This is a genomic window from Psychrobacter sp. L7 (assembly GCF_002810365.1).
Lineage (GTDB): Bacteria > Pseudomonadota > Gammaproteobacteria > Pseudomonadales > Moraxellaceae > Psychrobacter > Psychrobacter celer.
In genome coordinates, this window is the sequence record NZ_NEXR01000003.1 from 1 (window position 1) to 26872 (window position 26872).

The 26872-nt window shown below is 47.4% G+C and carries 15 protein-coding genes, 4 tRNA genes, 3 rRNA genes and 1 pseudogene; 13 read left to right on the forward strand and 10 right to left on the reverse strand.

Going from position 1 to position 26872, the window contains the following annotated elements; genetic code table 11:
• Positions 1-5: 5 nt before the first annotated feature.
• The 9 genes and pseudogenes from CAP50_RS03755 (at position 6) to CAP50_RS03795 (ending at position 8405) form a co-directional block, all read left to right on the forward strand.
• Positions 6-1545: ribosomal RNA gene (locus tag CAP50_RS03755) — 16S ribosomal RNA — on the forward strand.
• Between the two features lie 72 nt (positions 1546-1617).
• Positions 1618-1694 (forward strand) — tRNA-Ile (locus CAP50_RS03760).
• An 8-nt stretch (positions 1695-1702) separates the two neighbouring features.
• Positions 1703-1778, forward strand: a tRNA-Ala gene (locus CAP50_RS03765).
• A 324-nt stretch (positions 1779-2102) separates the two neighbouring features.
• A 23S ribosomal RNA gene (locus CAP50_RS03770) occupies positions 2103-4959 on the forward strand.
• A gap of 124 nt (positions 4960-5083) precedes the next feature.
• Positions 5084-5198, forward strand: a 5S ribosomal RNA gene (rrf, locus tag CAP50_RS03775).
• Together the 16S, 23S and 5S rRNA genes with 2 tRNA genes alongside form the textbook arrangement of a ribosomal RNA operon.
• Before the next feature lie 123 nt (positions 5199-5321).
• Complete coding sequence (locus tag CAP50_RS03780) at positions 5322-6650, forward strand: hypothetical protein (protein WP_075101436.1); 1329 nt, start codon at positions 5322-5324, stop codon at positions 6648-6650.
• A gap of 121 nt (positions 6651-6771) precedes the next feature.
• Entirely contained in the window at positions 6772-7179 is a 408-nt protein-coding gene (locus CAP50_RS03785) for an OsmC family protein (RefSeq protein WP_075101437.1), read from the forward strand.
• Positions 7180-7202: 23 nt separating this feature from the next.
• Positions 7203-7667, forward strand: coding sequence for a flavodoxin family protein (locus tag CAP50_RS03790; RefSeq protein ID WP_075101561.1), 465 nt, complete (start codon positions 7203-7205; stop codon positions 7665-7667).
• A gap of 81 nt (positions 7668-7748) precedes the next feature.
• Positions 7749-8405, forward strand: a pseudogene (locus CAP50_RS03795) (DUF938 domain-containing protein).
• A 38-nt stretch (positions 8406-8443) separates the two neighbouring features.
• Here CAP50_RS03795 and ppc read toward each other — a convergent pair.
• Positions 8444-11224 carry a phosphoenolpyruvate carboxylase gene (gene ppc / locus CAP50_RS03800; protein WP_075101438.1) on the reverse strand — a complete coding sequence of 927 codons (2781 nt, stop codon included), beginning with the start codon at positions 11222-11224 and terminating at the stop codon, positions 8444-8446.
• Positions 11225-11908: 684 nt separating this feature from the next.
• Between ppc and CAP50_RS03805 the strand changes: the two genes are divergently transcribed.
• Complete coding sequence (locus CAP50_RS03805) at positions 11909-13996, forward strand: catalase (protein WP_075101439.1); 2088 nt, start codon at positions 11909-11911, stop codon at positions 13994-13996.
• Positions 13997-14244: 248 nt separating this feature from the next.
• A complete protein-coding gene (locus tag CAP50_RS03810; RefSeq protein ID WP_075101440.1) occupies positions 14245-15039 on the forward strand; it encodes an MBL fold metallo-hydrolase in 795 nt (264 codons plus the stop codon).
• Positions 15040-15102: 63 nt separating this feature from the next.
• Here CAP50_RS03810 and CAP50_RS03815 read toward each other — a convergent pair.
• From CAP50_RS03815 to leuS, 7 genes are all read right to left on the reverse strand, one after another.
• Positions 15103-15178: transfer RNA gene (locus CAP50_RS03815), tRNA-Lys, on the reverse strand.
• Positions 15179-15542: 364 nt separating this feature from the next.
• Positions 15543-15618: transfer RNA gene (locus CAP50_RS03820), tRNA-Lys, on the reverse strand.
• Between the two features lie 379 nt (positions 15619-15997).
• On the reverse strand, positions 15998-17947 hold the full coding sequence (locus CAP50_RS03825) for a MacB family efflux pump subunit (RefSeq protein ID WP_075101562.1): 1950 nt from the start codon (positions 17945-17947) through the stop codon (positions 15998-16000).
• Positions 17948-18138: 191 nt separating this feature from the next.
• A complete protein-coding gene (locus tag CAP50_RS03830) occupies positions 18139-19497 on the reverse strand; it encodes an efflux RND transporter periplasmic adaptor subunit (protein ID WP_075101441.1) in 1359 nt (452 codons plus the stop codon).
• A gap of 204 nt (positions 19498-19701) precedes the next feature.
• Complete coding sequence (locus CAP50_RS03835) at positions 19702-20793, reverse strand: DNA polymerase III subunit delta (protein WP_075101442.1); 1092 nt, start codon at positions 20791-20793, stop codon at positions 19702-19704.
• Positions 20794-20883: 90 nt separating this feature from the next.
• Complete coding sequence (locus CAP50_RS03840; protein ID WP_075101443.1) at positions 20884-21570, reverse strand: LPS-assembly lipoprotein LptE; 687 nt, start codon at positions 21568-21570, stop codon at positions 20884-20886.
• 169 nt (positions 21571-21739) lie between these two features.
• The gene (gene leuS / locus CAP50_RS03845; protein WP_075101563.1) at positions 21740-24472 is read right to left on the reverse strand and encodes a leucine--tRNA ligase; all 2733 of its coding nucleotides are present in this window, start codon (positions 24470-24472) and stop codon (positions 21740-21742) included.
• Between the two features lie 239 nt (positions 24473-24711).
• On the opposite strand from leuS, the gene CAP50_RS03850 reads away from it, so the two are divergent.
• On the forward strand, positions 24712-25092 hold the full coding sequence (locus tag CAP50_RS03850; protein WP_075101444.1) for an arsenate reductase: 381 nt from the start codon (positions 24712-24714) through the stop codon (positions 25090-25092).
• A gap of 154 nt (positions 25093-25246) precedes the next feature.
• Positions 25247-25606 (forward strand): hypothetical protein, encoded by a 360-nt coding sequence (locus CAP50_RS03855; protein ID WP_075101445.1) that lies wholly within the window; start codon positions 25247-25249, stop codon positions 25604-25606.
• Positions 25607-25671: 65 nt separating this feature from the next.
• Here the strand turns inward: CAP50_RS03855 and CAP50_RS03860 are convergent, their stop codons facing one another.
• Both CAP50_RS03860 and argB read right to left on the reverse strand, forming a co-directional pair.
• Complete coding sequence (locus tag CAP50_RS03860) at positions 25672-25902, reverse strand: hypothetical protein (RefSeq protein WP_075101446.1); 231 nt, start codon at positions 25900-25902, stop codon at positions 25672-25674.
• Between the two features lie 18 nt (positions 25903-25920).
• Positions 25921-26832 (reverse strand): acetylglutamate kinase, encoded by a 912-nt coding sequence (argB, locus tag CAP50_RS03865; RefSeq protein ID WP_075101447.1) that lies wholly within the window; start codon positions 26830-26832, stop codon positions 25921-25923.
• Between the last annotated feature and the right edge of the window lie 40 nt (positions 26833-26872).

Consider the following 26872-nt stretch of genomic DNA (forward strand, 5'->3'; position numbering starts at 1 on the left):
AGATTAAACTGAAGAGTTTGATCATGGCTCAGATTGAACGCTGGCGGCAGGCTTAACACATGCAAGTCGAGCGGAAACGATGGTAGCTTGCTACCAGGCGTCGAGCGGCGGACGGGTGAGTAACACTTAGGAATCTACCTAGTAGTGGGGGATAGCTCGGGGAAACTCGAATTAATACCGCATACGTCCTACGGGAGAAAGGGGGCAGTTTACTGCTCTCGCTATTAGATGAGCCTAAGTCGGATTAGCTAGATGGTGGGGTAAAGGCCTACCATGGCGACGATCTGTAGCTGGTCTGAGAGGATGATCAGCCACACCGGGACTGAGACACGGCCCGGACTCCTACGGGAGGCAGCAGTGGGGAATATTGGACAATGGGGGCAACCCTGATCCAGCCATGCCGCGTGTGTGAAGAAGGCCTTTTGGTTGTAAAGCACTTTAAGCAGTGAAGAAGACCATATGGTTAATACCCATATGCGATGACATTAGCTGCAGAATAAGCACCGGCTAACTCTGTGCCAGCAGCCGCGGTAATACAGAGGGTGCAAGCGTTAATCGGAATTACTGGGCGTAAAGCGAGCGTAGGTGGCTTGATAAGTCAGATGTGAAATCCCCGGGCTTAACCTGGGAACTGCATCTGATACTGTTAAGCTAGAGTAGGTGAGAGGGAAGTAGAATTCCAGGTGTAGCGGTGAAATGCGTAGAGATCTGGAGGAATACCGATGGCGAAGGCAGCTTCCTGGCATCATACTGACACTGAGGCTCGAAAGCGTGGGTAGCAAACAGGATTAGATACCCTGGTAGTCCACGCCGTAAACGATGTCTACTAGTCGTTGGGGAACTTGATTCCTTAGTGACGCAGCTAACGCAATAAGTAGACCGCCTGGGGAGTACGGCCGCAAGGTTAAAACTCAAATGAATTGACGGGGGCCCGCACAAGCGGTGGAGCATGTGGTTTAATTCGATGCAACGCGAAGAACCTTACCTGGTCTTGACATATCTAGAATCCTGCAGAGATGCGGGAGTGCCTTCGGGAATTAGAATACAGGTGCTGCATGGCTGTCGTCAGCTCGTGTCGTGAGATGTTGGGTTAAGTCCCGCAACGAGCGCAACCCTTGTCCTTAGTTACCAGCGGGTTAAGCCGGGAACTCTAAGGATACTGCCAGTGACAAACTGGAGGAAGGCGGGGACGACGTCAAGTCATCATGGCCCTTACGACCAGGGCTACACACGTGCTACAATGGTAGGTACAGAGGGCAGCTACACAGCGATGTGATGCGAATCTCAAAAAGCCTATCGTAGTCCAGATTGGAGTCTGCAACTCGACTCCATGAAGTAGGAATCGCTAGTAATCGCGGATCAGAATGCCGCGGTGAATACGTTCCCGGGCCTTGTACACACCGCCCGTCACACCATGGGAGTTGATTGCACCAGAAGTGGTTAGCCGAACCTTTTAGGACGGCGATCACCACGGTGTGGTTGATGACTGGGGTGAAGTCGTAACAAGGTAGCCGTAGGGGAACCTGCGGCTGGATCACCTCCTTATAGACGCATTCGGTCAGCAAGAATTCACAACAAGTTGTTCTTTAGTTTAAGCTTACGTTTTAGGACGTACTAGGGTCTGTAGCTCAGCTGGTTAGAGCACCGTGTTGATAACGCGGGGGTCGGTGGTTCAAGTCCACCTAGACCCACCATTATACATGGGGCCATAGCTCAGTTGGTAGAGCGCCTGCCTTGCACGCAGGAGGTCAACGGTTCGACTCCGTTTGGCTCCACCACTACAAACTTCGGTAGCTTAGAGTGCAAATAAAGATAGGTATTAAATAGAAACAAGTGATTTATCTTTAAATAAGACACGATTACTTCTTTCTGTTTTATACGGAAATCTATGACTTGACGAGAGCATAGAGACTATTTAAAAACATAGATATGAGTCTGGGTTAGCAATAACATTTCACGTGTTATTGCTAACCTGAAGGCTAGCCTTTTAACGACATTGTTTGTTATCCCAAGGGCTAGTCTTCAAAGTAAAGAGAACTGAATCAAGCGTAAACATAGGTGATATCGTTATAATTGCTGACAAAGACCCTTTGGGGTTGTATGGTCAAGTAATTAAGCGCACATGGTGGATGCCTTGGCAGTCAGAGGCGATGAAAGACGTGACAGCCTGCGATAAGCTTCGGGGAGGCGGCAATATCCTGTGATCCGGAGATTTCTGAATGGGGAAACCCACTTACCATAAGGTAAGTATCTTGTACTTGTACAAGAAGCGAACGAGGGGAAGTGAAACATCTCAGTACCCTTAGGAATAGACATCAATTGAGATTCCCCTAGTAGCGGCGAGCGAACGGGGAGAAGCCGATTAATGCTAATGTAGAAGAACAGCGTGGGAAAGCTGACCATAGTAGGTGATAGTCCTGTATTCGAAACATTAGCGTTAACATATTAAGTAGAGCGGGGCACGAGAAATCCTGTTTGAAGATGGGGGGACCATCCTCCAAGGCTAAATACTCCTGACTGACCGATAGTGAACCAGTACCGTGAGGGAAAGGCGAAAAGAACCCCTGTGAGGGGAGTGAAATAGAACCTGAAACCGTGTGCGTACAAGCAGTGGGAGCCACCTTGCGTGGTGACCGCGTACCTTTTGTATAATGGGTCAGCGACTTATATTCTGTAGCAAGGTTAACCGTTTAGGGGAGCCGTAGGGAAACCGAGTCTTAATAGGGCGTCTAGTTGCAGGGTATAGACCCGAAACCGAGTGATCTATCCATGAGCAGGTTGAAAGTGCCGTAACAGGCACCGGAGGACCGAACCCACTGTCGTTGAAAAGCCAGGGGATGACTTGTGGATAGGGGTGAAAGGCTAATCAAACTCGGTGATAGCTGGTTCTCCCCGAAAGCTATTTAGGTAGCGCCTCGGACGAACACCATTGGGGGTAGAGCACTGTTTCGGCTAGGGGGTCATACCGACTTACCAAACCGATGCAAACTCCGAATACCGATGAGTGATATCCGGGAGACACACGGTGGGTGCTAACGTCCATCGTGGAGAGGGAAACAACCCAGACCGCCAGCTAAGGCCCCAAATTCCTAGTTAAGTGGGAAACGAGGTGGGAAGGCATAGACAGCTAGGAGGTTGGCTTAGAAGCAGCCATCCTTTAAAGAAAGCGTAATAGCTCACTAGTCGAGTCGGCCCGCGCGGAAGATGTAACGGGGCTCAAACTAGGAGCCGAAGCTGCGGATTTGAATTTGTTTTCAAGTGGTAGGGGAGCGTTGTGTAAGCCTGTGAAGGTGTGTTGTAAAGCATGCTGGAGGTATCACAAGAGCGAATGCTGACGTGAGTAACGATAATGCGAGTGAAAAGCTCGCACGCCGGAAGATCAAGGGTTCCAGTCCAACGTTAATCGGGGCTGGGTGAGTCGACCCCTAAGGCGAGGCCGAAAGGCGTAGTCGATGGGAAATCGGTTAATATTCCGATACTTGTTTATGATGCGATGGAGGGACGGAGAAGGTTATGCCAGCTCAGCGATGGTTGTCTGAGTGGAAGGATGTAGGTTTATAGCTTAGGTAAATCCGGGCTATTTTATACCGAGATCTGATAGCAAGTCCTACTTGTAGGACGAAGTGGCAAATACCATGCTTCCAGGAAAAGCTTCTAAGCGATAGTCATAAACGAATCGTACCCTAAACCGACACAGGTGATCAGGTAGAGAATACCAAGGCGCTTGAGAGAACTCTGCTGAAGGAACTAGGCAAAATGGTACCGTAACTTCGGGAGAAGGTACGCTGCTGATGGTGAAGGACTTGCTCCGTAAGCTATTGGCAGTCGCAGATACCAGGCTGCTGCAACTGTTTATTAAAAACACAGCACTCTGCAAACACGAAAGTGGACGTATAGGGTGTGATGTCTGCCCGGTGCTGGAAGGTTAATTGATGGGCTTAGCGTATGCGAAGGTCTTGATCGAAGCCCCAGTAAACGGCGGCCGTAACTATAACGGTCCTAAGGTAGCGAAATTCCTTGTCGGGTAAGTTCCGACCTGCACGAATGACATAATGATGGCAGCGCTGTCTCCAGCAGAGACTCAGTGAAATCGAAATCGCAGTGAAGATGCTGTGTACCCGCGGCTAGACGGAAAGACCCCGTGAACCTTTACTACAGCTTTACATTGAACTTTGACCTGACTTGTGCAGGATAGGTGGGAGGCTTTGAAACCGAGACGCTAGTCTTGGTGGAGCCAATCTTGAAATACCACCCTGGTCATGTTGGGGTTCTAACTCAGGTATAACAATACCGAGGACAATGTATGGTGGGTAGTTTGACTGGGGCGGTCTCCTCCTAAAGAGTAACGGAGGAGTACGAAGGTGCGCTCAGAACGGTCGGAAATCGTTCATAGAGTATAAAGGCAAAAGCGCGCTTAACTGCGAGACCCACAAGTCGAGCAGGTACGAAAGTAGGTCTTAGTGATCCGGTGGTTCTGTATGGAAGGGCCATCGCTCAACGGATAAAAGGTACTCTGGGGATAACAGGCTGATACCGCCCAAGAGTTCATATCGACGGCGGTGTTTGGCACCTCGATGTCGGCTCATCTCATCCTAGGGCTGAAGCAGGTCCTAAGGGTATGGCTGTTCGCCATTTAAAGAGGTACGCGAGCTGGGTTTAGAACGTCGTGAGACAGTTCGGTCCCTATCTACCGTGGGCGTTGGAAATTTGAGAGGATCTGCTCCTAGTACGAGAGGACCAGAGTGGACGAACCGCTGGTGTTCGGGTTGTCATGCCAATGGCATTGCCCGGTAGCTACGTTCGGATGGGATAACCGCTGAAAGCATCTAAGCGGGAAGCCCACCTCAAGATTAGATTTCCCTAAAGAGCCGTTCAAGACTAGGACGTTGATAGGCAGGGTGTGGAAGCGCAGCGATGTGTGGAGCTAACCTGTACTAATTGCTCGTTTGGCTTGACCATACAACACCCAAGTGGTTTGTATCAAGCAATTATATCGATATCACCTTTATCCTTGATTCAGTTAGGATAAGTGATACTTAAGTCATTAAGTAAAACAAACACAGACTCATATCTAACCCCCTTTGCTGACGACAATAGCACGATGGCACCACCTGATCCCTTCCCGAACTCAGAAGTGAAACATCGTTGCGCCAATGGTAGTGTGGCTCCGGCCATGTGAGAGTAGGTCATCGTCAGCTCCCTATTCCTAAAAAGCCCCCTTCTACGTGAGTAGAAGGGGGCTTTTTTTTTGCGTGGGGATTTATTATTTTAATGGTATTATTACAGATCAAGGGTTATATACTTTTCTAGGGATAATTTTAATGTCTTCTATTTTATTGGATAACGCAACAATCTCAAGCGTGCAACGGGCACTGGGGAAAGCTCCAACTAAAGAACCAGCTTTACTTGATATCGAACATGTTGCTCTTGAACGCTTTAGTGAGGCTTTTTTATTAAGTGATAACATAGTTGTTCCAGATACCTATAAAGCATCTTTAACATCTGCTAGAAAAAAAATGTTATCTGATCCTGTGTTTTCTTTTAAAACTGTTCTTAAAGAAGAAGATAATGACTTATTGACTATTTCTAAGTCCCTTTCTGAAGCATGGACTACAGCATTTAAGAGTGGATCTGACAGAAGTTTATTTTCTCAATATTTCGAACAAGCTAATGCTTTTAGTAAATTCATCTGGGAGCATTCGAGTTCGGAATTTTATTTAGTTTTTCGGACTATGGGTATTGAAAAAGAGAACCCTTTAATTGAGGCTTTTTTAGCGAGTCCAGCTGATTATAAGCTAGGTGAAGGTTTTGAAATTCATGGTATTGACGGAAGACCTGTCAGCTGGAGAAAGTTATCACCACACGTTAAGAGAATGCTTTCAGTTATGGCGTGGTTAGGAACTCAGTATATATGGCACCAAGTATATGCTGCAAAACTAAACTTGACCTACATGTCCCATCCACTAAGAGATTTTTTTTCGTATGACTTCCTTGATCGTCTGAATTCTGGCTCAAACAACTCTACTGATTTTGCTAAATCTTTCAATGTCGGTATGAAGGGGTTTAAAAAGAGTATGCTTCAAACATATAGCGACTTAGATTTAGTTCCTAGCTCAGACGAACTTCAGCTTCCTAATTTCATACCTATGCTAGTGAAAGAATGTACTGATGGACAAGAATATCTCGAAGCACTTTCTTATTATCGGAGCAATTCAGAAGTGCAGGAAATACGAGAGAGAATTACTGAAATAGAAAGAGATATGGAACAAGGACGATATCAGAAGCATTCTAAAATGGTTAGTGAAATCATGTCTGTTGGAGATAACCTTTTAAAGTCTAAAGGTGTAGATCTTAGATTTATAAAGTTAGCTCCTCCAACGAAAATTCTTGGTATTTCAGTTTCTGGAGATGATGCTGTAAAGCTTCCAATTCCTTCTTACTTATATAAACAATATTTTGTTGGAAGGAGGTATCGTTCATTCGTGAGAAAGATTATGAATGAGTTGTCAATGCCTTCACAATATGGTGTTTTAAAAGATCGCCTAAATGGATATGCTTGGATTGAAGAAGATCAAATGCCTAAATTCTATTTAAAACAAGATCAAATGCCTTCTTTATTCCATAAGCCATTTACTAAATCTGCTTTATAAAAGTGGTAAGAAATACTATCAACTACCATAGCTTTATTATACAAATAAAGTATATTATTTAGATGAAGGAAGATATTTTTTAAATATATATTTAATATTGATAACTATATAAGGGAACCCTATGACAACTTCAAAAATAACCTATCAAGGTGACTTGCGTACTAGCGCTATTCATTTGCAATCAAACAATGAAATTATTACTGATGCGCCGACTGATAATCAAGGCAAGGGTGAAGCTTTTTCACCAACTGATTTGTTAGCGACGAGCTTGGCAAGCTGTATGCTAACGATCATTGGGATTAAAGCTCGTGATATGGAGATTGATATCACCGGTACTACCGCTGAGGTGACCAAAGTGATGACAGCTGATCCAAGACGCGTCAGTGAAATACATGTCGCGATCACTTTTAATCGGCAGCTAGATGAGAAAACGCAAAAGATATTTTATAACACAGCGCTGACTTGTCCAGTTGCGAAAAGCATCCATCCTGATATCATGCAAAAGGTGACTATTTATTCTAAGAACTGATATATTTTATAATGGTGATTAATATGGCTACTAAAACCTTACTTATCGTCGCGCATGCGCCATCACCGAATACTAAGAAGTTGGCGCAAGCGGCCTACGATGGCGCTAATCATCCCGATATAGATATCAACGTCATACTTAAATCTCCTCAAGATACGCAGCCTGAAGATATACTCGCAGCGGATGCATTATTATTAGGCACGACTGAGAACTTGGCGTATATGGCAGGATTGACCAAGGATTTCTTTGATCGTTGTTATTATCCAGTACTAGAAAAAAAACAGGGTATGCCGTTTGCGTTATATATTCGCGCAGGACACGATGGCACAGGGACTAAAAATGCGATGAAAACGATTACGACGGGGCTGCGCTGGGAGTGGATACAAGAAGCGCTGATTTTACAAGGTGATTGGCAAGAGGCGTTCACTGAGCAAGTCGAAGAGCTGGCAATGACATTGGCAGCAGGCATTGAAGCAGGTATCTATTAGGTCGTTGTGGTGGGTTATTATTGCTTATCTTCGTTATTGATATCTGTACTTGATGAAAACAGCATTATAAGGATGGCCATAGTGTTTAATAGTGATTCTGATAATACGCAATCGATTGCTCCAGCTGGAGCGCCATTTTCGCAAGCGTGTGAAAATAATAAAGCGCCTATCTTAAACGTACTACAAAAAGAGCTACAAGAGCATACTCATGTCTTAGAAGTCGGCTCAGGTACCGGTCAGCACAGCGTTTACTTTGCACCAAGCTTGCCACACCTACAATGGCAAACCAGCGATGTAACTGATAATCATCAGGTGATACAAGCTTGGCATAATGCCTATCCCGCATCAAACCTGTATGCACCGTTGGCTTTTAATTTGTTAACAGATTCTATTCCAAAAACTAATACTGGCGAACCTTATGACGCTGTATTTACCGCTAACACCTTACATATTATCGCTTGGCCTTTGGTTGAGAGGTTATTTGAGTTGGTCGGGGCAGCATTACCGTTAGACGGCAAGCTGATTGTTTACGGGCCATTTAATGAAAACGGACGCTATACCAGTGCAAGTAACTAGCAGTTTGATAGCAGTTTGCGCCAGCGTGATGCTGGTAGCGGTATCCGGCATAAAGAAGATATCATTGCTTTAGCCAACGCCCACCATTTAACATTAATGACTCAATATCAGATGCCAGCGAACAACCAAATTTTGGTTTTTCAAAAAATAACCGCTAACTAAGTCAGCGGTTATTTGCGTTTTAATATCAGTATCAAGTTCTAACCAGTATTACGTAGTCCTGCTGCAAGGGCATTGATACTGCGAATCAGGGGATCTTCTACCGCCAGTTTGTCGGTACTTTTAGCATCATTATCATCAGGTTGGCGCATGCGTTTGAGCAGCTCGATTTGGATATAGTTGATCGGGTCTAAGTAAGCATTGCGCCATTGTAAAGATGCTGCCAGCTCTTGCTGCGTGGACAATAATGAGGTTTGCTCGAGCAGGGAGTTTAGGCCAGAGTGAGTAAGCGCGTGCTCGTGCTCGACAGCCTGCATGACTTGTGTGCGTAAGTGCTCGTCTTTGCACAGCAGGCTGTAGGCGTGGGCGATATTCATCTCCGATTTGGTAAAGGCCATTTCGATATTGCTGATAAATGCACTAAAAAACGGCCAGTTTTTATTCATCTCTTTCATCAATCCTTCGTTTTGTTTGACACTCTCTAATGCCGTGCCCACGCCATACCATGCAGGAAGAGTAAAGCGGGCCAATGACCAGCCAAACACCCAAGGTATCGCCCGAATCGTTGATTTGCTTGGCAAGCCTTTTTTGCGGTGGGCAGGGCGCGAGCCGATATTTAGCAAAGAGATCTCTTGTACAGGCGTGGCCTCGGAGTAAAACTGATAAAAGCCTTCTGTATTATCCGTCAGTGCTCGATATTGCTGCTCGCCTGCATCGGCCAAATCTGCAAACAGTGCTTCATAGCTATCGAGCTGGGCCGGCTGCGCTACAAAGCGTGATGAGCTGGCTTTTAGCGCGCCTGTGATGCCCATGGTTAGCTCAAACACTGCTGTATCTGGGTTGGCGTATTTGGCATAGAGCACTTCGCCTTGTTCGGTAAACTTGATTTGTCCGTTTAATGTACCAGCAGGCTGAGCGGCGATGGCCTGATGAGTTGAGCCGCCGCCGCGACTGACAGAGCCGCCGCGGCCATGAAACAGACGGGTGCTAATGCCGTATTGGTTGGCAATACGTGTGATGGTCTGCTGGGCGCTATACAGCTGCCAAGCCGAGGTAATAATGCCGCCGTCTTTAGAAGAGTCGGAGTAGCCCAGCATAATCTCTTGAATATTGCCTGAGTGCTCAAGTAGCTCGCGATACAGTGGGTTATCCAGCACCGTTGGCATGATTTTATCGATGTTTTTAAGGTCTTCGATGGTTTCAAACAATGGTGCTACCGGCAAGGCGGCAAATAAGTGTCCGTCGTCATCGATACCAGACAAACCCGCAAAACGCATCAGCAGCAGTACTTCTAGCAGCTGACTGGCGTTATTGGTCATTGAGATCACGTAGCTGCCAAAGGTATCGTCGCCGACCAGTTTGCGCAGTTTGGCCACCGACTGCATCAATGCCAGCTGCTCACGGGTTTGCTCGCTTAAATTATCGGTATAAATCAGTGGCGTGCCTGGTTTTTGTAGTAGGCGGGTCAGCCACTCTTGGCGCTCTGCTTCGCTTAGCACCTTGTAATCGGGCAAGTTGGAGGCATTGGCAAAAATATCGGCAATGACCTCGCCATGATAGCCTGAGTCTTGGCGAATATCGAGCGCGGCCAGATGAAAGCCGCAGGTTTTGACCAAGCGGATGGTATCTAGCAGTAGCCCTTCGGCATGGGCGCTATCATGCGTATTGACGCTCTTGCGGATAAGGCGTAAGTCATCTAACAGTGCGGCCGGCGATAAGTACGCGTCTTTTGCTGCATTGTCGTCTGTGCCTTGGCTTTGGATATACTGGTTGGTGGCTTTTATTTTGGCAAGGATGAGTGATAACAATCTACGGTATGGTTCATGATTGTAGTCATCAGGGTTATAACAAAACACTTGCTGATCCAGCTCGCTGTAGTCTTGGATGCGCTCATAAATCTCGGGCACGATGGTGACGATGCTATCGCTATGAATCAGCTCGCGGCGCAGCTTTCGGATCAATACTTGGTAATGGCGCAGCACGGTATTGGCATGCATCAACACGGCCATTTCTGTGGTCTCATGAGTGACGAAGGGATTGCCGTCTCTATCGCCGCCGATCCAAGAGCCAAAATTGACAAAAGCGGGCAGCGCATAGTCACTAAGCTCTGGATAAATCTCTACGATTGCGTCTTTGATATTGCGATAGACTTTCGGTATGGCGGTAAAAAGACTGGCATCAAAATAATGCAGACCATTATTAATCTCATCATAGACCAAGGGTTTACGAGTCCGCACCTCATCTGATGACCATAGTAGATCAATGGTTTCCGCGGTTTTTTGTTTGGCCTGCCCAAAGGCGAGACTGCCCTCAGGATAGACACCCATGGCATCGGTGTGCTCATATAGCGTTTGCAAGATATTCATCGTCGTACGGCGACGCGCCTCGGTAGGGTGCGCGGTAAAGACAGGGATAAATTTTAGCTGATCAATGAGCTCTTTGATTTGTTCAGGTTCGATCTGCCGCTCGCGGCATTCTGATAAAGTGCGACGAAAAGAGCCTTCCCAGCTTTGGTTAGACTCCGCGCGCATCACTCGCCGCTGCTCACGTAAGTAGTTTTCTTCGGTCAAATTTGCCAAAAAAAAGTAAATAGAAAACGCGCGAATGACATTTTTTAGTGTTTGATTGTCTAGCGAGGCGATGAGCTCGATAAGTTGCTTTTTTTGTCCGTCGTTATGCTCGCGGCGCTCTTGGATAAAACCTTGGCGCAAGGTCTCGATGGTATCTAAGGTTTGTTGCCCAGATTGGCGAGAGATGGCTTCGCCTAAAAACGATCCTAATAAACGAATGCGCGCACGCAATACGTCGTTATCTAATAACATAACTGTCTTCCTTGTCTATAACTAGGGAATATATCCAATAAAGCTTGGATATGGCTATTTTCCTTACTCAACGAACAATACGCCCTAGACGGATGAATAAAGACGGCCCGTAAATACAGTTACGAACCGCCTTATACAAAGTGATACACCAAGCCTTTTATGATGGCTATAAGCGATGGTTATAAAAATTTTGCTTGATCAGAACTCGCCGCTAGTGTTTGCCACAGCTTTGATGCTGGCTGACTTTATTTTATGGCTGTCCTTATAATTTAACTGATAATAGGCACGAACGCTATCGATATTCTTGAGGCAAAAAATCTAAAGAGCGCTGCCATGAGCGTTAAGGACTTAGCAATATATTTGATGATAGTAATGTGCTAATAGTTTGGGTCATTGGTTTAACCAAAAATCAACAAGCTTCACGATATATGTGACATAAATCGCGAAGTTTTTATGTAAGATGAGTGATGAGCACTATGATTGGCATTGCTAGTGATTGGCAATGCCCGCCGTAATAGCAGTGAAAGAGCAACAATAAAAAGTTAGATAATCAACCGCCGCGTAACTCATAAAACATGAAGCGACAGCCGAAGTCACTATATAGATACAAGGATATAAATACTGGGTTTACGCGCTTTGGATAGTCTCATCAGAGGCCATTTCATTCATCAGCTAGGATATATTATGAAAAAGCATCTTGATCATACTGACCCCGCAAAAGACATGAACCCAACTCGCGGCAATGGCGGCGAGACTCACCAACGTGCAGACGATGACACAAAAGCGCTCACCACGCAGCAAGGCGTTGCGATTTCTGATAACCAAAACTCATTAAAAGCTGGCGCACGTGGGCCAACTTTGCTAGAAGATTTTGTCCTGCGTGAAAAGATTCATCATTTTGACCATGAGCGTATCCCTGAGCGTATCGTCCATGCACGTGGTAGCGCCGCACATGGTTATTTTGAGTTGACAGAATCGTTAGAAGAATACACGACCGCCAAAATTCTTACAGAAACAGGGAAGCAGACACCTTTATTTACTCGTTTTTCGACCGTGGCTGGCAATAAAGGCTCAAAAGATACGCCTCGCGATGTCCGCGGCTTTGCGGTCAAGATTTATACCGAAGAAGGTAACTGGGATATCGTTGGTAATAATATGCCGATTTTCTTTATTCAAGATGCCATGAAATTCCCAGATCTGGTGCATGCAGTCAAGCCGGAGCCTGATCGCGGCTTTCCGCAGGCAGCATCTGCTCATGATACCTTTTGGGACTTTGTGTCGTTAAGTCCTGAGACCATGCACAATGTCATTTGGCTGATGAGTGATCGAGCGCTCCCGCGTAGCTTTAGCATGATGGAAGGCTTTGGCATTCATAGTTATCGTTTGATTAACAAAGACGGAAAAAGTACCTTTGTACGTTTTCATTGGAAGCCAGTAGCAGGTGTACAGTCGCTTACTTGGGATGAAGCGGTAAAAATATCTGGTGCTGATCCTGATTATAACCGCCGTGACATGTATGAAGCGATTGAAAACGGTATGTATTTTGAGTGGGAGTTTGGTGTTCAGTTATTTACTGAAGAAGAAGCCAATGAGTTTCCATTTGACCATCTAGATGCGACCAAGCTGATTCCAGAAGAGACGGTGCCTGTGAAAATCATCGGTAAAATGGTCTTGAACCGTAACCCTGATAACTTTTTTGCAGAAACGGAGCAAGTAGCATTTTGTCCGTCACATCTGCCGGCTGGTATCGATTTTAGTAATGATCCTTTACTGCAAGGTCGTCTATTTAGTTATCTTGACACCCAGCTGTCGCGTTTGGGGTCGCCAAACTTTGCGCAAATCCCTATTAACGCGCCAAAATGTCCGTTTGCCAATAATCAGCAAGACGGCCACATGCAAATGCAAGTACCCAAGACGCGTACCCTCTATGAACCACAAAGTCTGGATTTAGATCGTCCACGTGAAAGCGTCAAAAAAGGCTTTGAGTCGTATGCAGAGCGCTTAGATGATAATGTAAAAGGCCGTATTCGCGCAGAGAGCTTTGCAGACCACTATAGCCAGCCGCGCATGTTCTACCGTAGTCAAACCCCAGCTGAGCAGGCACATATTGCGACGGCCTACGCATTTGAGCTGGGTAAAGTAGATACTCCTCATGTACGTACCCGTATGCTCAGCCACCTGCTGCATATCGATGAAGATTTGGCCAAGCGCGTGGCAACTGCCTTGGGTATGGAGTTGCCAGAGCCTGCTGATGCGGCAGCGCCTGTACAAGACATGGCGACATCAGAGGCTGTGCAGACCATTGGCCGTACGCCTAAGAGCTTAAAAGGGCGATTGGTGGGTATCTTGGTCGCCGAAGGCTCTAAGCATAGCGAGATTAAAAAGTTCGAAGATGCGGTCAATGCTCAGGGCGGGATGGTAAAAATCGTTGCGCCGAGTAAAGAAGTGAAACTAGATGATGGTACTCGCATACAAGCTGAAGAGCGTGTAGCAGGGGCGCCTTCGGTATTTTTTGATGCGGTGGTCAGTATCATCATGCCAGAGCAAGCCAAGAAACTAGCAAAAGACAGCTCGACCTTAGATTGGTTTACTGATGCTTATGTACATTGCAAAGCTATTGCCTACTGCGGAGCGACTGAAGAATTCATCTTAAGTAAGCTACCAGTAGAAAAAGACAGCTTTGTCACGCCTCTTGCTGACTTAGATGCCTTTATCGAAAACGCCAAGTCGCGTCTGTGGGAGCGTGAGCCAAAGGTTCGTGACCTTGCATAGTTGACTGATACGGTATCAGTTTTTATCTTCAAACGCTTTATCTTAAACTCAGCCTAGGTGCTGAGTTTTTGCCTTTTTAGGGCTGGGTGCGGCAGTGTATGATTTAAAGCTGACATAAGGTGAACTATTTATAGTCACAAGCGTTCACTCAAAGTCATTTTTTTAGCCATAATGAACGTTATACTAAATAGCAAATGGATTTAATAAATGCTCATGGCATTGAATCATGGGTCAGGGAAAAGATAATAATGAGCTTATGTGAGATTGTACGTTTAGAAGGCTATATCCAAAGTACCTATCTTGCGGTATATCCAGACAAGATCATGCTGTTGGATGGTGGCTGTCGTCCTGATGTGGCATTGGTGCTTGATTATATAAAAACGACGCTACAACGCCCGCTAACGGATCTAAAGGTGGTGATGGTCACACATATGCACCCTGATCATGCTGGCGGTGCTCTGCAGTTTAAAAAACAGACAGGCTGCCTGATCGTATCAGCAGACAAAAAAACTCAGTGGTATGGCGGTATCGGCGGGCGAGCCATGCATGTCATCGATATGAATTTGGCGCATTATGTGGCGAGACGGCAAGGACGCTCGGCCAAAAATCTTTATTACCCGGCACATCTGAATCCTGATGTGATGGTAAAAGATGGCGACTGCGTGCCTGAGTTTGATGAGTGGCAAGTGCTTGAAACGCCAGGGCATACAGATCGTGACTTATCGTTATTTCATCTGCCAAGTCGGCAAATATATACAGCAGACTTGATTATCAAGCTGCGTCACAAGTTCGTCGCGCCATTTCCTATTTATGATCCAAAACTCTATATCCAGTCGCTGCAAAAAATCAAAGCGTTAAAGCCCTCGGTGGTGATGATGGCGCATGGCCGCGAGCTGGCGATAGACGACGCCACTTTTGATATGCTCATCACGCAGGCACCCAAGCATCCGCGTACCATCAAAGACACCATCAAACATAAGCTGCTATGGCGCAAAGACGCTGACTTTACTGTCTTTTCGCGTCGCCGTAAATCCAAACGATAGCGCTAACAGGCACGCAAAAAAAAGCCCCGTCACTATTAAGTTAGTGATGGGGCTTTTCAAATATGGTGGGCCGACCGCGACTCGAACGCGGGACCAATTGATTAAAAGTCAACTGCTCTACCAACTGAGCTATCGGCCCTGAGAGACGTTAAAAAATTGCACTGCAATTTTAGTCTCGCAAGAGAAAATTCTTTAAATAGAATTTTCTAAAAAATCGACACCTTACTGATGTCTAATTAAGTGTTTTATCAGAGCGCAAGAGAATTTACATTTTCGTAAATTCTAAGAAACTCGATATCAACACTAGGTTTGCATGTTACTGCAAGAGAAAATTCTTTAAATAGAATTTTATAACATTTATGCATATAATCAATGTATCTGACGCTATGCAAGAATAATTTTCTTAAAAGAAAACTATATAAATCTAAACATCCTAATGATGTTTTTTACTCATTTATCACTACCGGATAGGGGAGAATGATAAACAAGCATCAAACTAAATATGGTGGGCCGACCGCGACTCGAACGCGGGACCAATTGATTAAAAGTCAACTGCTCTACCAACTGAGCTATCGGCCCTGAGCGAGGATAAAATGAAGTACTACTTCATCCGAGCGCAAGAGAATTTACATTTTCGTAAATTCTAAGAAACTCGATATCAACACTAGGTTTGCATATTACTGCAAGAGAAAATCCTTTAAATAGAATTTTCTATCAAGCTTATTATCTGAGTATATCGTATTATCAATATTAGCAGAGACAGTAAGCTTGGTTTCTCGTTTAGAAAGTTTGTATCCCTAAACGTGAGAGCACATTATATATATTATTATGACAATTACAACCCCACATGATAAAAAAAGTGCAAATCTAGCAGGATTTTTTAGTTTTTTTGCCATTTTTATCATTTTTGCTCTTTTTGACCGTGTGTGTTTGGTCAATGCGTCATTCTGTGTCGCGATTAGTCTCGAGACAGTGCGTCAACGGGATCGAGTTTGGCCGCATTACGGGCTGGCAAAAAGCCAAATACAATCCCAATGAGCGTCGAGCAAACAAAAGCTGCGATAATAGAGGTCGGTGAGTAGATGACTTTAAAGCTATCGCCGCCGATGCGGTTGATCAGCTCACCGATGGCAAATGCCAAGCCAATACCCAGTAGTCCTCCTAAAATACAAACCAAAACAGCCTCTATCAAAAACTGCTGCATGATATCGCTTTGCCGTGCCCCAACCGCCATACGCACCCCAATCTCGTTGGTACGTTCGGTCACAGACACCAGCATGATATTCATCACCCCAATACCGCCGACGATCAGTGAGATAACCGCCACTGAGGAGATGAGCAGCGTCATCGTCCCTGTCGTGGCCTCGATGGTCTGGCGAATAGAGTCAGAGTTACGAATCTGAAAGTCCGCCTGACCGTGACGGCCTTCTATCAGCTCGTAGATAGCAGACTCGGCGACACTAGATGAGACACTGTCATCGAGTAATGCCACAAAACGATCGATATAAGCGCCGCCCGTAACACGGGATATGACGGTGGTATAGGGCATATATATGGTGGGTGTGGTGATATCAGGGCCAAATCCGCCATCGTTCTCTGCCAGTACACCGATCACCCGCCCTGGTACGCTGCCGATTAGTATGACCTCACCGATAGGGTTGTCGATATCGGCAAAAAAAGCCTGCTTGGCATTGTCGTCGATGATGATGTCCTGACTGCGCAGACTGATACTTTGTGCATCAAAGCCTTGACCTTGTACCAGTGTTTCGCCTGTGACTTTTAGATAGTCTTCGCCAATCCCATTAACCGTTGCGTCTTCTTGTACACTGCGGTAACGAACGCTAGAGGTGCTATTTACTTGCGGACTGACGCTAATGACGTAAGGTTGATTGCCCACAGCTTGCGCATCTTCAGGGGTCAGGTTGTCGTCATTATACCGGCGGCGCGGATCGCCTCTGGGGTAGCCGTCATTGACAGTAATGGTGTTGGTGCCCAGTGAGCTGATGTTGGCAAGTATCTGCTGCTGCGAGCCTTGGCCGAGGCCGACGATAGAGACCACTGCCGCGATGCCGATGATGATGCCCAACATGGTAAGCAGGGTACGCATTTTGTGCGCACGCATGGCGAGCAAGGACATTTTAAAAGCTTCAAGCAAGCGATCAAGAAAGCTTGCCAAGGCGCTTTTGCGGTGGCTACCCAGAATAGGAGCTGGCTGCTGGGTGGTTGGCTGATAATGCTCGGTTTTATAATCTGCAATGATATGGCCGTCTTTTAGCTCAATGACACGCTCGGCTTGCTCGGCAAGATGCGGATCGTGGGTGACCATGATGATGGTATGACCCTGAGCATTGAGGTCATGCAAAATCTCCATCACATCATCGCCGGACTTGCTATCGAGTGCGCCTGTCGGCTCATCGGCCAAAATCACATCACCACCGTTCATCAAGGCTCGAGCGACAGAGACGCGCTGCTGCTGACCGCCTGAGAGCTGATTAGGACGGTTGTCGACTTTATTGCCTAGTCCAAGATCAGTGAGCAGCGCCTCTGCCCGTGTCATGCGTGCACTCGTATCCATGCCTGCATAGACGGCAGGGACAGCGACATTATCACGGGCGCTGATATCGCCTAGCAGATGATAGCGCTGAAAGATAAAGCCGAAGTGTTCACGGCGCAGCTCGGCCAGCTCGTCAGCATCAAGCTGGTTGGCTGATTGTCCATAAATCTTATAGTCTCCCGCTGTCGCTTGGTCCAAGCAGCCCAAGATATTCATCAACGTCGACTTGCCAGAGCCAGACTGACCGATAATCGCGACCATCTCGCCTTGATAAATCGTCAAATCAATATCGTGCAACACGCGAATGGTCTGCTCACCTGCTGCAAACTCCCGAATGATCCCCGATAGCTGCATGATGGGCTTGATAGGAGGAGTGGCTACTTGGCTTTTTTTATCAGCTATCAGCGAGCGCTCGCTCGGCTGTGGAGAAGGTTGAGGTGTCATCATAGCAGTGTCTCAATAAGGTCATGAGCTTTGTCATAAAAGCGCTTGTGTGCGTCAGTGCTTGTATGGCCGAGTGAGTTTAAGACAGGTTCAGTTAACATCTACATTCTTGGCGGGCCACCTGCGCGGCGACCACTGCGCGAGCCTTCTGCGTTTTCTGTACTGATGATGACTTCTTCGCCTGCTGTTAGACCACTGAGTATTTGCGCGTTGACGCGGTTGTCGATACCGACTGTGACGGCGCGCTTCTCTACGCTGCCGTCGTCTTTTAACACACGGACAAACTTACTGGTATGCTCAGATGTATTATTACTTACTTGGCGGCTGGTTGCATCTGTGGTTTTGCCATCAGCAGGCCCGTCATGGATGACAGCAGAGGGCACCAGCAGTGTGTTTTTTGCTTGATCGATGACAATATAAATCTGCGCGGTCATATCGATGCGAAATAAACGCTCAGGATTGGGGACTTCGACGTAGCCGACGTAGTAGATGGCGGCATCGGTGGAGCTGGTTTCGCTGATTTTTTCTGGTGCAGGCTCTATTGCGGTCAAGGTAGCATCGTACTTTTGGTCTGGATTGCCAATGATGTTGAAATAAGCGGGCATGCCAGCTTTAACATTGATGACATCAGCTTCAGATATTTGCGCGTTGATACGTACGGTCGAGAGGTCGGCGAGGGTGACTAGCGTCGGGGCGGTTTGATTGGCATTGACCGTGGTGCCTTGCTCGGTGGTGATCGAGACGACAGTACCAGAGATGGGTGCGCGGATAGTGGTATAGCTCAAATCCTCGCGAGCAGTATTGACGTTGGTCTCTGAGATGCGTAGCGCCGCTTGCTGGCTATTGATATTGGCTTCTGTGGTGGCGATAGCGGCTTTGGCTGTATCAATAGCGGCGCGCGCATTGGCCACCGCGGCCTTTGCTGTCTCGACGTTGGTCGCTTGTGTGTCATACTCCTGCTGCGATATCGCATCGATAGCGACTAAGTCTTGCAGGCGAGCAAAATCAGACTGAGCTTGTTTGAGCTCAGATTGGCGGCTGGCAAGATCGGCGTAGGCGCTCTTGAGGCTGGCTTGTCGGCTTAGCGCTTCTGCACGTGCGCTTTGTAGTGCGGCGCGGCTTTGCTCTAGACTGGCTTGCTGATTGCTTAAGTTGTTGTTTTGTGTCACTTGATCGATTTGGGCAATCAAATCGCCTTGCTGCACTTCGTCTCCCACCTCTACATAGAGCCGTTTGACCTCACCTGATACCTGCGCGCCGACATCGACGGTATTGAGGGCTTTGACCTTGCCTGAAGCCATGACGTTATTTTCGATATCACCGACCTCTACCTTCGCCGTTAGGTATTTAGGCGCTGTTTCTTTTGGCATAAAAAAACGATAGGCCAGCGCGCCGAATACGACGACGACCAAAGTGACCACTGCCCATTTGATCGCAGGTTTTTTGCTTATTTTGCCCATGACAACTATCCAATCACAATAAAATCAAGTGTAGCTATAGTAGAGGCTTGCTGCGCAAAAAGGAATGGCAATTAGTTTAAGAAAGGTTAAGGAGGATCGAGAGAACCAAAATCTGCCACTCGGTTGTGGCGGATTTGGTCGTCGTTTATACAAGTAAGTCGTTTATAGAAGTAAATTAGGGATGGCGGCTAAACGAGAGGTGTATCAAGTGATAAACAAGCGTTTGCCAGATAGCTCAAGCGCTGCTTGTAATAGTAGCTCCCATGCAGGCTGACGGATAAGTCCTTTGATGGCTTGGTCGCAGCGATAAAGCAGCGCCGGCCACTGCGCGGTCTGCGCCTTTGACTGGCGACGACACGCCTGCTGATATAAGCCTTGTTTGCTGCGCCAAATGCCGAGCGCCTGCGGGTCTTGTCCATCTAGCAGCTGCATAATCTGGCGCATGTCTTTACTGATTGCCCACAGTACCAACGTCGTCGGCTCATCGGTGGCCTTGAGCTGCGTGATGATTTTGACTACCTGCGCGCTGTTGCCAGCCAGCATGGCATCGGATAAATCAAAGACACTAAACTGAGCATCACTGACCAGCGCGGCTTGTAGATCATCAATATCTAATGCGACGTTTTCGGTAGGAGCTTTGCCATCAGTTGAGCTGGTAGAGTGATGGGTTGACTGTTGATGAGGAGTTGCCGCAGGTGCGAGCTGCGGCGCAAACAGATAAGAGAGCCGCCATAAGGTTTGATAGGCGCTTAGCAGATGATGCTCGGTATGCGACATCAGCAGCTGCCACACTTCTTGTGACAGCGTGAGGCCAAACTGCTGGGCCTGTATCTGTAATAGCTGCTGACGCTGCTGCTCATTGTACAAGTTGCAATCAATCACATGACCGTACTGAGCAAACGGCGCAAACCATTTGCTGCTCTGGCTGCGCTTGTCTTGCTTAGGCGTAAGCCATAGCAGGCTGTGACTGTGCGTGCCTGCTTGTGCCTCGATAGCAAAACGTTCGAGCGCGGCAATGACGGCTTTATCAGGTTTGTGATTGCCTGTCACAATCAGCGCACTGGCATCGTCAAACAACGACTGACTGCCAAGCTCGGATAGCACATCTTGCCAGCTTTTGACTGATACCAGCTCGATACGTTTGATGGCATAGTTTTGCGCGCGCCAGTGCGGACGCATGGCATCGATAAGCCATTGACTGAGTAACGGCTCATCACCGTGTGCCAGCCACAAGCCAGCTACTGCCGCTGCGGGTTGTAGTAGTTTTGGATAGGCTTGGATAAAAGTATCTTGCATAGGCTGATGATACACAGGTTAAAAAAAGAAGAAAAGAGCGGCGTTACTTGATCATGAAGAATGACGAAGCATTCCTACAGACTTATAAAATTACTGGGCGTTTGGCACCATCACGGTGGGTGCAGTGGCGCTGTTTATCATGGGTACTGCCTGCTTACCAGCAGGTGGCACTTTGGGTAAGGAGATAGCGACGTATTGATCCGTGATACGGCGTGCCAAGCGCTCATAGAGCCAGTCACGAATCTGATCGCCTTGCTGATCGTCAGTGCTGACCGAGGCTTCGTTGTACTGATAGCTGCGATCGACTTGGATGGCGTTTTTGAGTATCACAGGTTTGCCATTTTCAAAGGTCTGATAACTGACATCGGCTGAGAGCACCAAACGGATTTCTGTCAAAACCCCAACCAGCTCATAACGCTTAAATCGCACATTGCTGATATCGATGACGGCGATGGGCTCTGCATGTGCTTGTCGATTGTTACGTGCCACATCATCTAAGGTCATATTGCTCATGACTTCCGCGCCTAGGGTTTTTAGGCGCTGAGTCAATGGCAGCTTGAGCGGAAACGACGTGCGATCATCTTCGATAATGACCGCTGTTTTGGCCACATCGAGCAGCATCGGCGTTTCATAACCGCGCAGCTGAAAGCCGCAGCCACTCAGTGCGGTGGTGGCACCGAGCACGGTCATCATCGGCAAAGCAGCCAGTAACGCTGTCGCAAGTTTTTGTCCGCTGGTCGATGATTGTGACGGTACTGCTCGGTGCTTATACGACATAATCGCTATCCTTTAATGATAAAAAGCTTGGGAGGTGCCCTCAAATCCTCGTCTTTGGCCTAGTGAAGCAGTAAAGGCCGCTATCGATGGAGGTGAGGGCACGCCCTAAGGTAATAAAGACGCATCGCCTAATAGCGCTAGCGGGTAGCGCCTAGCTAAAGACGATGTACTAGCCTGCGACCACGATATTGACCAGCTTATTGGGCACGACGATCTCTTTTTTGATGTCTCCTGTCAAAAACTTGGCCACACCCTCAAGTGCGCGTGCTTGCGCTTTTAGCTGCTCAGGGTCGCTGTTGGGGGCGACATCCATTTTGCCGCGCATCTTACCATTGACCTGCACCACCATGGTGATGGTGTCTTGTACCAGTGCGCGCTCGTCGACAGCAGGGTAGCTTAAGTTGACCGTATCGACACCCAGCTGCTCAAGCAAGTGCTCGCCGACGTGCGGTGCGTAGGCAGATAGCATGATTAATAAATCAATCAATGCTTCGTGCTGTACTTGCAGGTCTTGCTCACTGCTGGCTTTAAAACCAGTCAGCTCATTGGCAAGCTCCATAAGACTTGAGACTGGCGTGTTTAGCGCCAAGCGCTCGCCTAGGTCACTGTCGATCTTGGCGATGGTTTCATGAGTCTTACGGCGTAAGTTTTTCGCCGCTTTGCTAAGGTGCTCTGTGTTTAATGCTTCGTTATTGAGCGTGGCTTTATTTAATGCATCAGGGCTTAGGCTTGCAGCCGCTAGGGCTTGCATATGGTCGGTTGCGATGCGCCATACTTTTTTGACGAAGTTATAAGGGCCTTTTAGCGCGTCATCTGACCACTCAAGCGTCTGGTCGGCAGGGGCGGTAAACAGCGTGTACAAACGTACGGTATCCGCGCCATATTTATCGATGGTGATTTGTGGATCGACGCCGTTGTTTTTTGATTTGGACATTTTTTCTATTTTGCCGATGGTGACAGGCTGTCCATCAGATTTTAAAATCGCTTTAACTGGCTGACCGCGCTCGTTGTAGTCGATATCGACATCTTCGGTGAAGTAGTAAGTGGTGCTGCCATCAGCGTTGCGGCGGTAAAAAGTGCCCGCAAGCACCATGCCTTGCGTCATCAAGTTGGCAAATGGCTCATTGCCTGATACCAAGTTTTCGTCGCGCATGAGCTTATGGAAGAAACGCGCATAAAGTAGATGCATGACCGCGTGCTCGACACCGCCGATGTATTGATCGACAGGCAGCCATTTATTGGCGGCAGATTTATTGACCATGTTTTGCGTGTCGTTTGGACTGGCAAAGCGTGCGTAGTACCAGCTCGACTCAACAAAGGTGTCAAAGGTATCCGTCTCGCGCTCAGCTGGGTTGCCGCACTTTGGACAAGTGGTATTGACAAACTCTGGCATGCTTTTGAGCGGGTTGCCGCGGCCATCAGGGACGACATCCGTTGGCAGTACGACAGGTAGGTCTTGCTCTTCGACAGGCACCGTGCCGCAGTGCTCACAGTTGATCATTGGGATAGGGCAGCCCCAATAGCGCTGACGCGAGACGCCCCAATCACGCAGACGATACTGGATTTTTTTCTTCGCAAGCTGTTGTGGCTCAAGTTTGGCAAGCATTGCCTCAAACGCTTGATCAAAATCCAAGCCGTCAAATTCGCCTGAGTTCACCAAGATGTTGCGCTCAGTATAAGCAAGATTTGGCTCAGAGCCGTCCGCTTGAGCAGCAGCAAGGACGGATGCTTCAAAGTCTGCAGGCGACTGGATGACTTGCTTGATAGGTAGGCTGTATTTGGTGGCAAACTCATAATCGCGCTCATCGTGCGCTGGTACCGCCATCACTGCGCCTGAGCCATAGCTCATCAAGACATAGTTGGCGACCCACACAGGGACTTCTTCACCAGTGAGAGGATGGGTCACGGTCAGGCCTGTATCCATGCCGATTTTTTCGGCTTTGGCCAGATCCGCTTCGGCGACCGAGCCTTTTTTGCACAGTGCACAAAACTGAGCGATGGCGTCATCCTGCTCAGAGGCGTACTGCGCTAACGGATGCTCAGCGGCAACGGCGACATAAGTGACGCCCATCAAGGTATCAGGGCGAGTGGTAAACACTTCTAAGGTGTTGCGCTCGCCGCTCAGCTCATAAGGGAAGTGTACTTCCATACCCGCGCTACGGCCGATCCAGTTGCGCTGCATGGTCAGAACTTCAGATGGCCAATGACCCTCTAGCTGGTCTAAATCATCGAGCAGCTCATCGGCATAATCAGTGATGTTAAAGTAATACATCGGGATGTCGCGCTTTTCAACGGGCGCGCCACTACGCCAGCCTTTGCCATCGATGACTTGCTCGTTGGCAAGGACGGTGTTGTCGACCGGATCCCAGTTGACGGTAGAGAGTTTCTTGTAGACCAAGCCTTTTTTGTAGAGCTGCAAAAACAACCACTGCTCCCACTGATAATACTCAGGGCTACAAGTGGCAAACTCACGTGACCAGTCGATAGAGAGACCGAGCAATTTTAGCTGGGCGCGCATGTTGTCGATGTTGGCAAATGTCCAAGCAGCAGGCGGTGTTTGGTTGGCGATGGCGGCGTTTTCTGCTGGCAGGCCAAAGCCATCCCAGCCCATTGGCTGCATGACATCAAAGCCTTTGAGGCGATAATAACGGCTGAGTACATCAGAGATGGTATAGTTACGCACGTGTCCCATGTGCAGCTTGCCACTTGGGTACGGAAACATCGACAGCATATAGCGACTTGGCTTGTCGCTTGGCTCATTACTCACTTCATAGCGTTTGTCCGTTGCCCACTTGGCTTGTTGTGCCGCTTCGATCAGCTGCGGTTGGTATTGGGTAGGGTCTATGGAAGTATTGTTGGTCTGATTGGTATTAGCAGTTTCTGCTGTCACGGCGTTGCTCATAGTCGGCTCGAAATTGATGATTACAGATAAATTGGGTAAAACAAAATAATGCCATAGCATAGCGTAATTTGGCGAAAATTGCGATGGTATGATGACGCGTTTGCGCGCTGTCACGACGACAGGTTGGCAAGTTGGGGGAAAGGCATCATAGTAGCGACAGGAGGTTTTTGTTTAACAAACCAAAAATTAACCGGCTTCGGTATAATACAGCGACTAATGATTATGGATTGGGAGTTTTTATGAGCATCACTGTTTATGGCATCAAATCTTGTAGCACCATGAAAAAAGCGTTTACTAAGCTTGATCAGTTGGGTGTCAGCTATGATTTTCATGATTATAAAAAACAAGGCATCGACAAACCAAGCGTTCAGCGTTGGGTAGATGCGCTAGGTATTGATAAAGTGCTCAATAAGCGTGGTACCACATGGCGCAAGCTGACCGATGAGCAAAAACAAGCCGCTGCTGACAGTGTAGATAAAGCGATAGATTTGCTGGTAGAAAATACCAGCATGATTAAGCGTCCGATTGTGGAAGGTCAGATTGACGATAAAAATCAAGGTCAGCCAATATTGTTGTGCGGCTTTAATGAATCTGAGTTTGAGGCGGTTATTTATAAATAATTTTTATAAAAAAGCTGTCACTTTGACAAATTATAAACTATGCTCTCATAGGTAGAATTAAGTTTACTAATTTATAAGGTCTATTGAATATTCAGATGTGCTACCAGCACGATATCTGAATGTTCAATAGACCCTAATGTTCGAGGATAGAATGATGAAAAAATTATTACTGATGGCTACGCTTGCAGCAGCACCTATAATGGCCACAAGCGTACAGGCGGCAGACTCATCAACTAAAGTAACCTTTGCAAAAGACAGCTATTGCGGTAACTTTACAGGCAATATCAAAGATGGCAAAGTGTTTCGTTTATGGCTTGCAGCAGACCAGAATTTAGTGATTCGTAATGTCGGCGATGATCGCATCAATATGGCTTACGTCTCAGGGCCAAGTGGTCGATTGGACGGTGACCGCTATGATAATGAAACGTCTTATATTACTGAGAGCAAAGGCAATCACTATATGAAGGTTTATGGTAATAGTTACCATAGTTCTGTTGAGTTCTGTGCTTATTAAATTCATCATTGTTTGAATGAATGTTGATGGGCCATAAAATTGATAGACAGTTAAAAAGCCCAAGCTTAGAGTCTAAGCTCGGGTTTTATAATACCTACGACAAACCAAATCACACTGAAGCACCAAATAATGAGCACGTAAAGACGAATTTGCTCTGCTGTCCAATCAAGCGCAAACCACTCAATCATAAAGAACGACTTCCAGCCTTCTATCCAGCGCGCACCGCCGTAGCCAATAATCCACCAGCAATATAGGCTCTCTAAAACAAACAGTAGGCACCACAGCCACAGCGGCATGATCGACTCCTCAAGAAGTTAAAGCATGGCCGCATCAAGGTCACGGCTAATCAAAGTACCGACACCTTCGTTGGTAAAGATCTCAAGCAAGGTTGCATGCGGCACACGGCCATCGACGATGACGGCGCTTTTGACGCCGCCACGTACCGCATCGAGCGCGCATCCTATTTTAGGAATCATACCGCCTGAAATGGTGCCATCTGCGATCAGACTATCGACAGTTTTTGGTGTCAGGCCCGTCACCACTTTACCATCACGGCCCAAGACGCCTTTGATGTTGGTCAAGAGCATGAGTTTTTCTGCTTGCAAAAACTCCGCCACTTTACCGGCCACCAAGTCGGCATTGATATTATAAGTATGCCCTTCGCTATCGACGCCAAGTGGGGCGATGACAGGGATGAAGTCGGAGGCAATAAGCATATTTATCACGTCTTTGTTGACGCTCACCACATCACCGACAAACCCCAAATCCACAGGTACAGCGACTCCATCGGTACCTATTTTGTCCATCATCAGTTTTTTTGCTTGGATTAAGTTGGCATCTTTACCAGTTAGGCCGATAGCGCGGCCGCCGTGTTTGTTGATGAGACTGACGATAGATTTGTTGACGCTGCCGCCTAGTACCATCTCGACGACATCCATGGTGCTTTTGTCAGTGACACGCATGCCATCGATGCGATCAGACTGCCGCCCCAACTCTTTTAGCAGGTTGTCCACCTGCGGGCCGCCGCCATGAACGACGACAGGATGCATGCCAACGGTTTTGAGTAAGACGATATCACGGGCAAAGGAGCTCTCAAGCGCAGGGTCAGTCATGGCGTTACCGCCGTATTTGACCACGATGATCTTATCGACAAAGCGCTGAATATAAGGCAAGGCCGTGGTCAATACTTCAGCGGTGATTTTGGCATCGTCTAGATTAAGCGTCATTACAAACTCCTACGGTAAAGGTACAGGGTAAAAAATATAA

Bases quoted from the DNA above. Each gene is read 5' to 3' on its own strand.
- CAP50_RS03780 (WP_075101436.1), top strand. From the start codon at position 5,322: ATGTCTTCTATTTTATTGGATAACGCAACAATCTCAAGCGTGCAACGG.
- CAP50_RS03785 (WP_075101437.1), top strand. From the start codon at position 6,772: ATGACAACTTCAAAAATAACCTATCAAGGTGACTTGCGTACTAGCGCT.
- CAP50_RS03790 (WP_075101561.1), top strand. From the start codon at position 7,203: ATGGCTACTAAAACCTTACTTATCGTCGCGCATGCGCCATCACCGAAT.
- ppc (WP_075101438.1), bottom strand. From the start codon at position 11,224: ATGTTATTAGATAACGACGTATTGCGTGCGCGCATTCGTTTATTAGGA.
- CAP50_RS03805 (WP_075101439.1), top strand. From the start codon at position 11,909: ATGAAAAAGCATCTTGATCATACTGACCCCGCAAAAGACATGAACCCA.
- CAP50_RS03810 (WP_075101440.1), top strand. From the start codon at position 14,245: ATGAGCTTATGTGAGATTGTACGTTTAGAAGGCTATATCCAAAGTACC.
- CAP50_RS03825 (WP_075101562.1), bottom strand. From the start codon at position 17,947: ATGCAGCTATCGGGGATCATTCGGGAGTTTGCAGCAGGTGAGCAGACC.
- CAP50_RS03830 (WP_075101441.1), bottom strand. From the start codon at position 19,497: ATGGGCAAAATAAGCAAAAAACCTGCGATCAAATGGGCAGTGGTCACT.
- CAP50_RS03835 (WP_075101442.1), bottom strand. From the start codon at position 20,793: ATGCAAGATACTTTTATCCAAGCCTATCCAAAACTACTACAACCCGCA.
- CAP50_RS03840 (WP_075101443.1), bottom strand. From the start codon at position 21,570: ATGTCGTATAAGCACCGAGCAGTACCGTCACAATCATCGACCAGCGGA.
- leuS (WP_075101563.1), bottom strand. From the start codon at position 24,472: ATGAGCAACGCCGTGACAGCAGAAACTGCTAATACCAATCAGACCAAC.
- CAP50_RS03850 (WP_075101444.1), top strand. From the start codon at position 24,712: ATGAGCATCACTGTTTATGGCATCAAATCTTGTAGCACCATGAAAAAA.
- CAP50_RS03855 (WP_075101445.1), top strand. From the start codon at position 25,247: ATGAAAAAATTATTACTGATGGCTACGCTTGCAGCAGCACCTATAATG.
- CAP50_RS03860 (WP_075101446.1), bottom strand. From the start codon at position 25,902: ATGCCGCTGTGGCTGTGGTGCCTACTGTTTGTTTTAGAGAGCCTATAT.
- argB (WP_075101447.1), bottom strand. From the start codon at position 26,832: ATGACGCTTAATCTAGACGATGCCAAAATCACCGCTGAAGTATTGACC.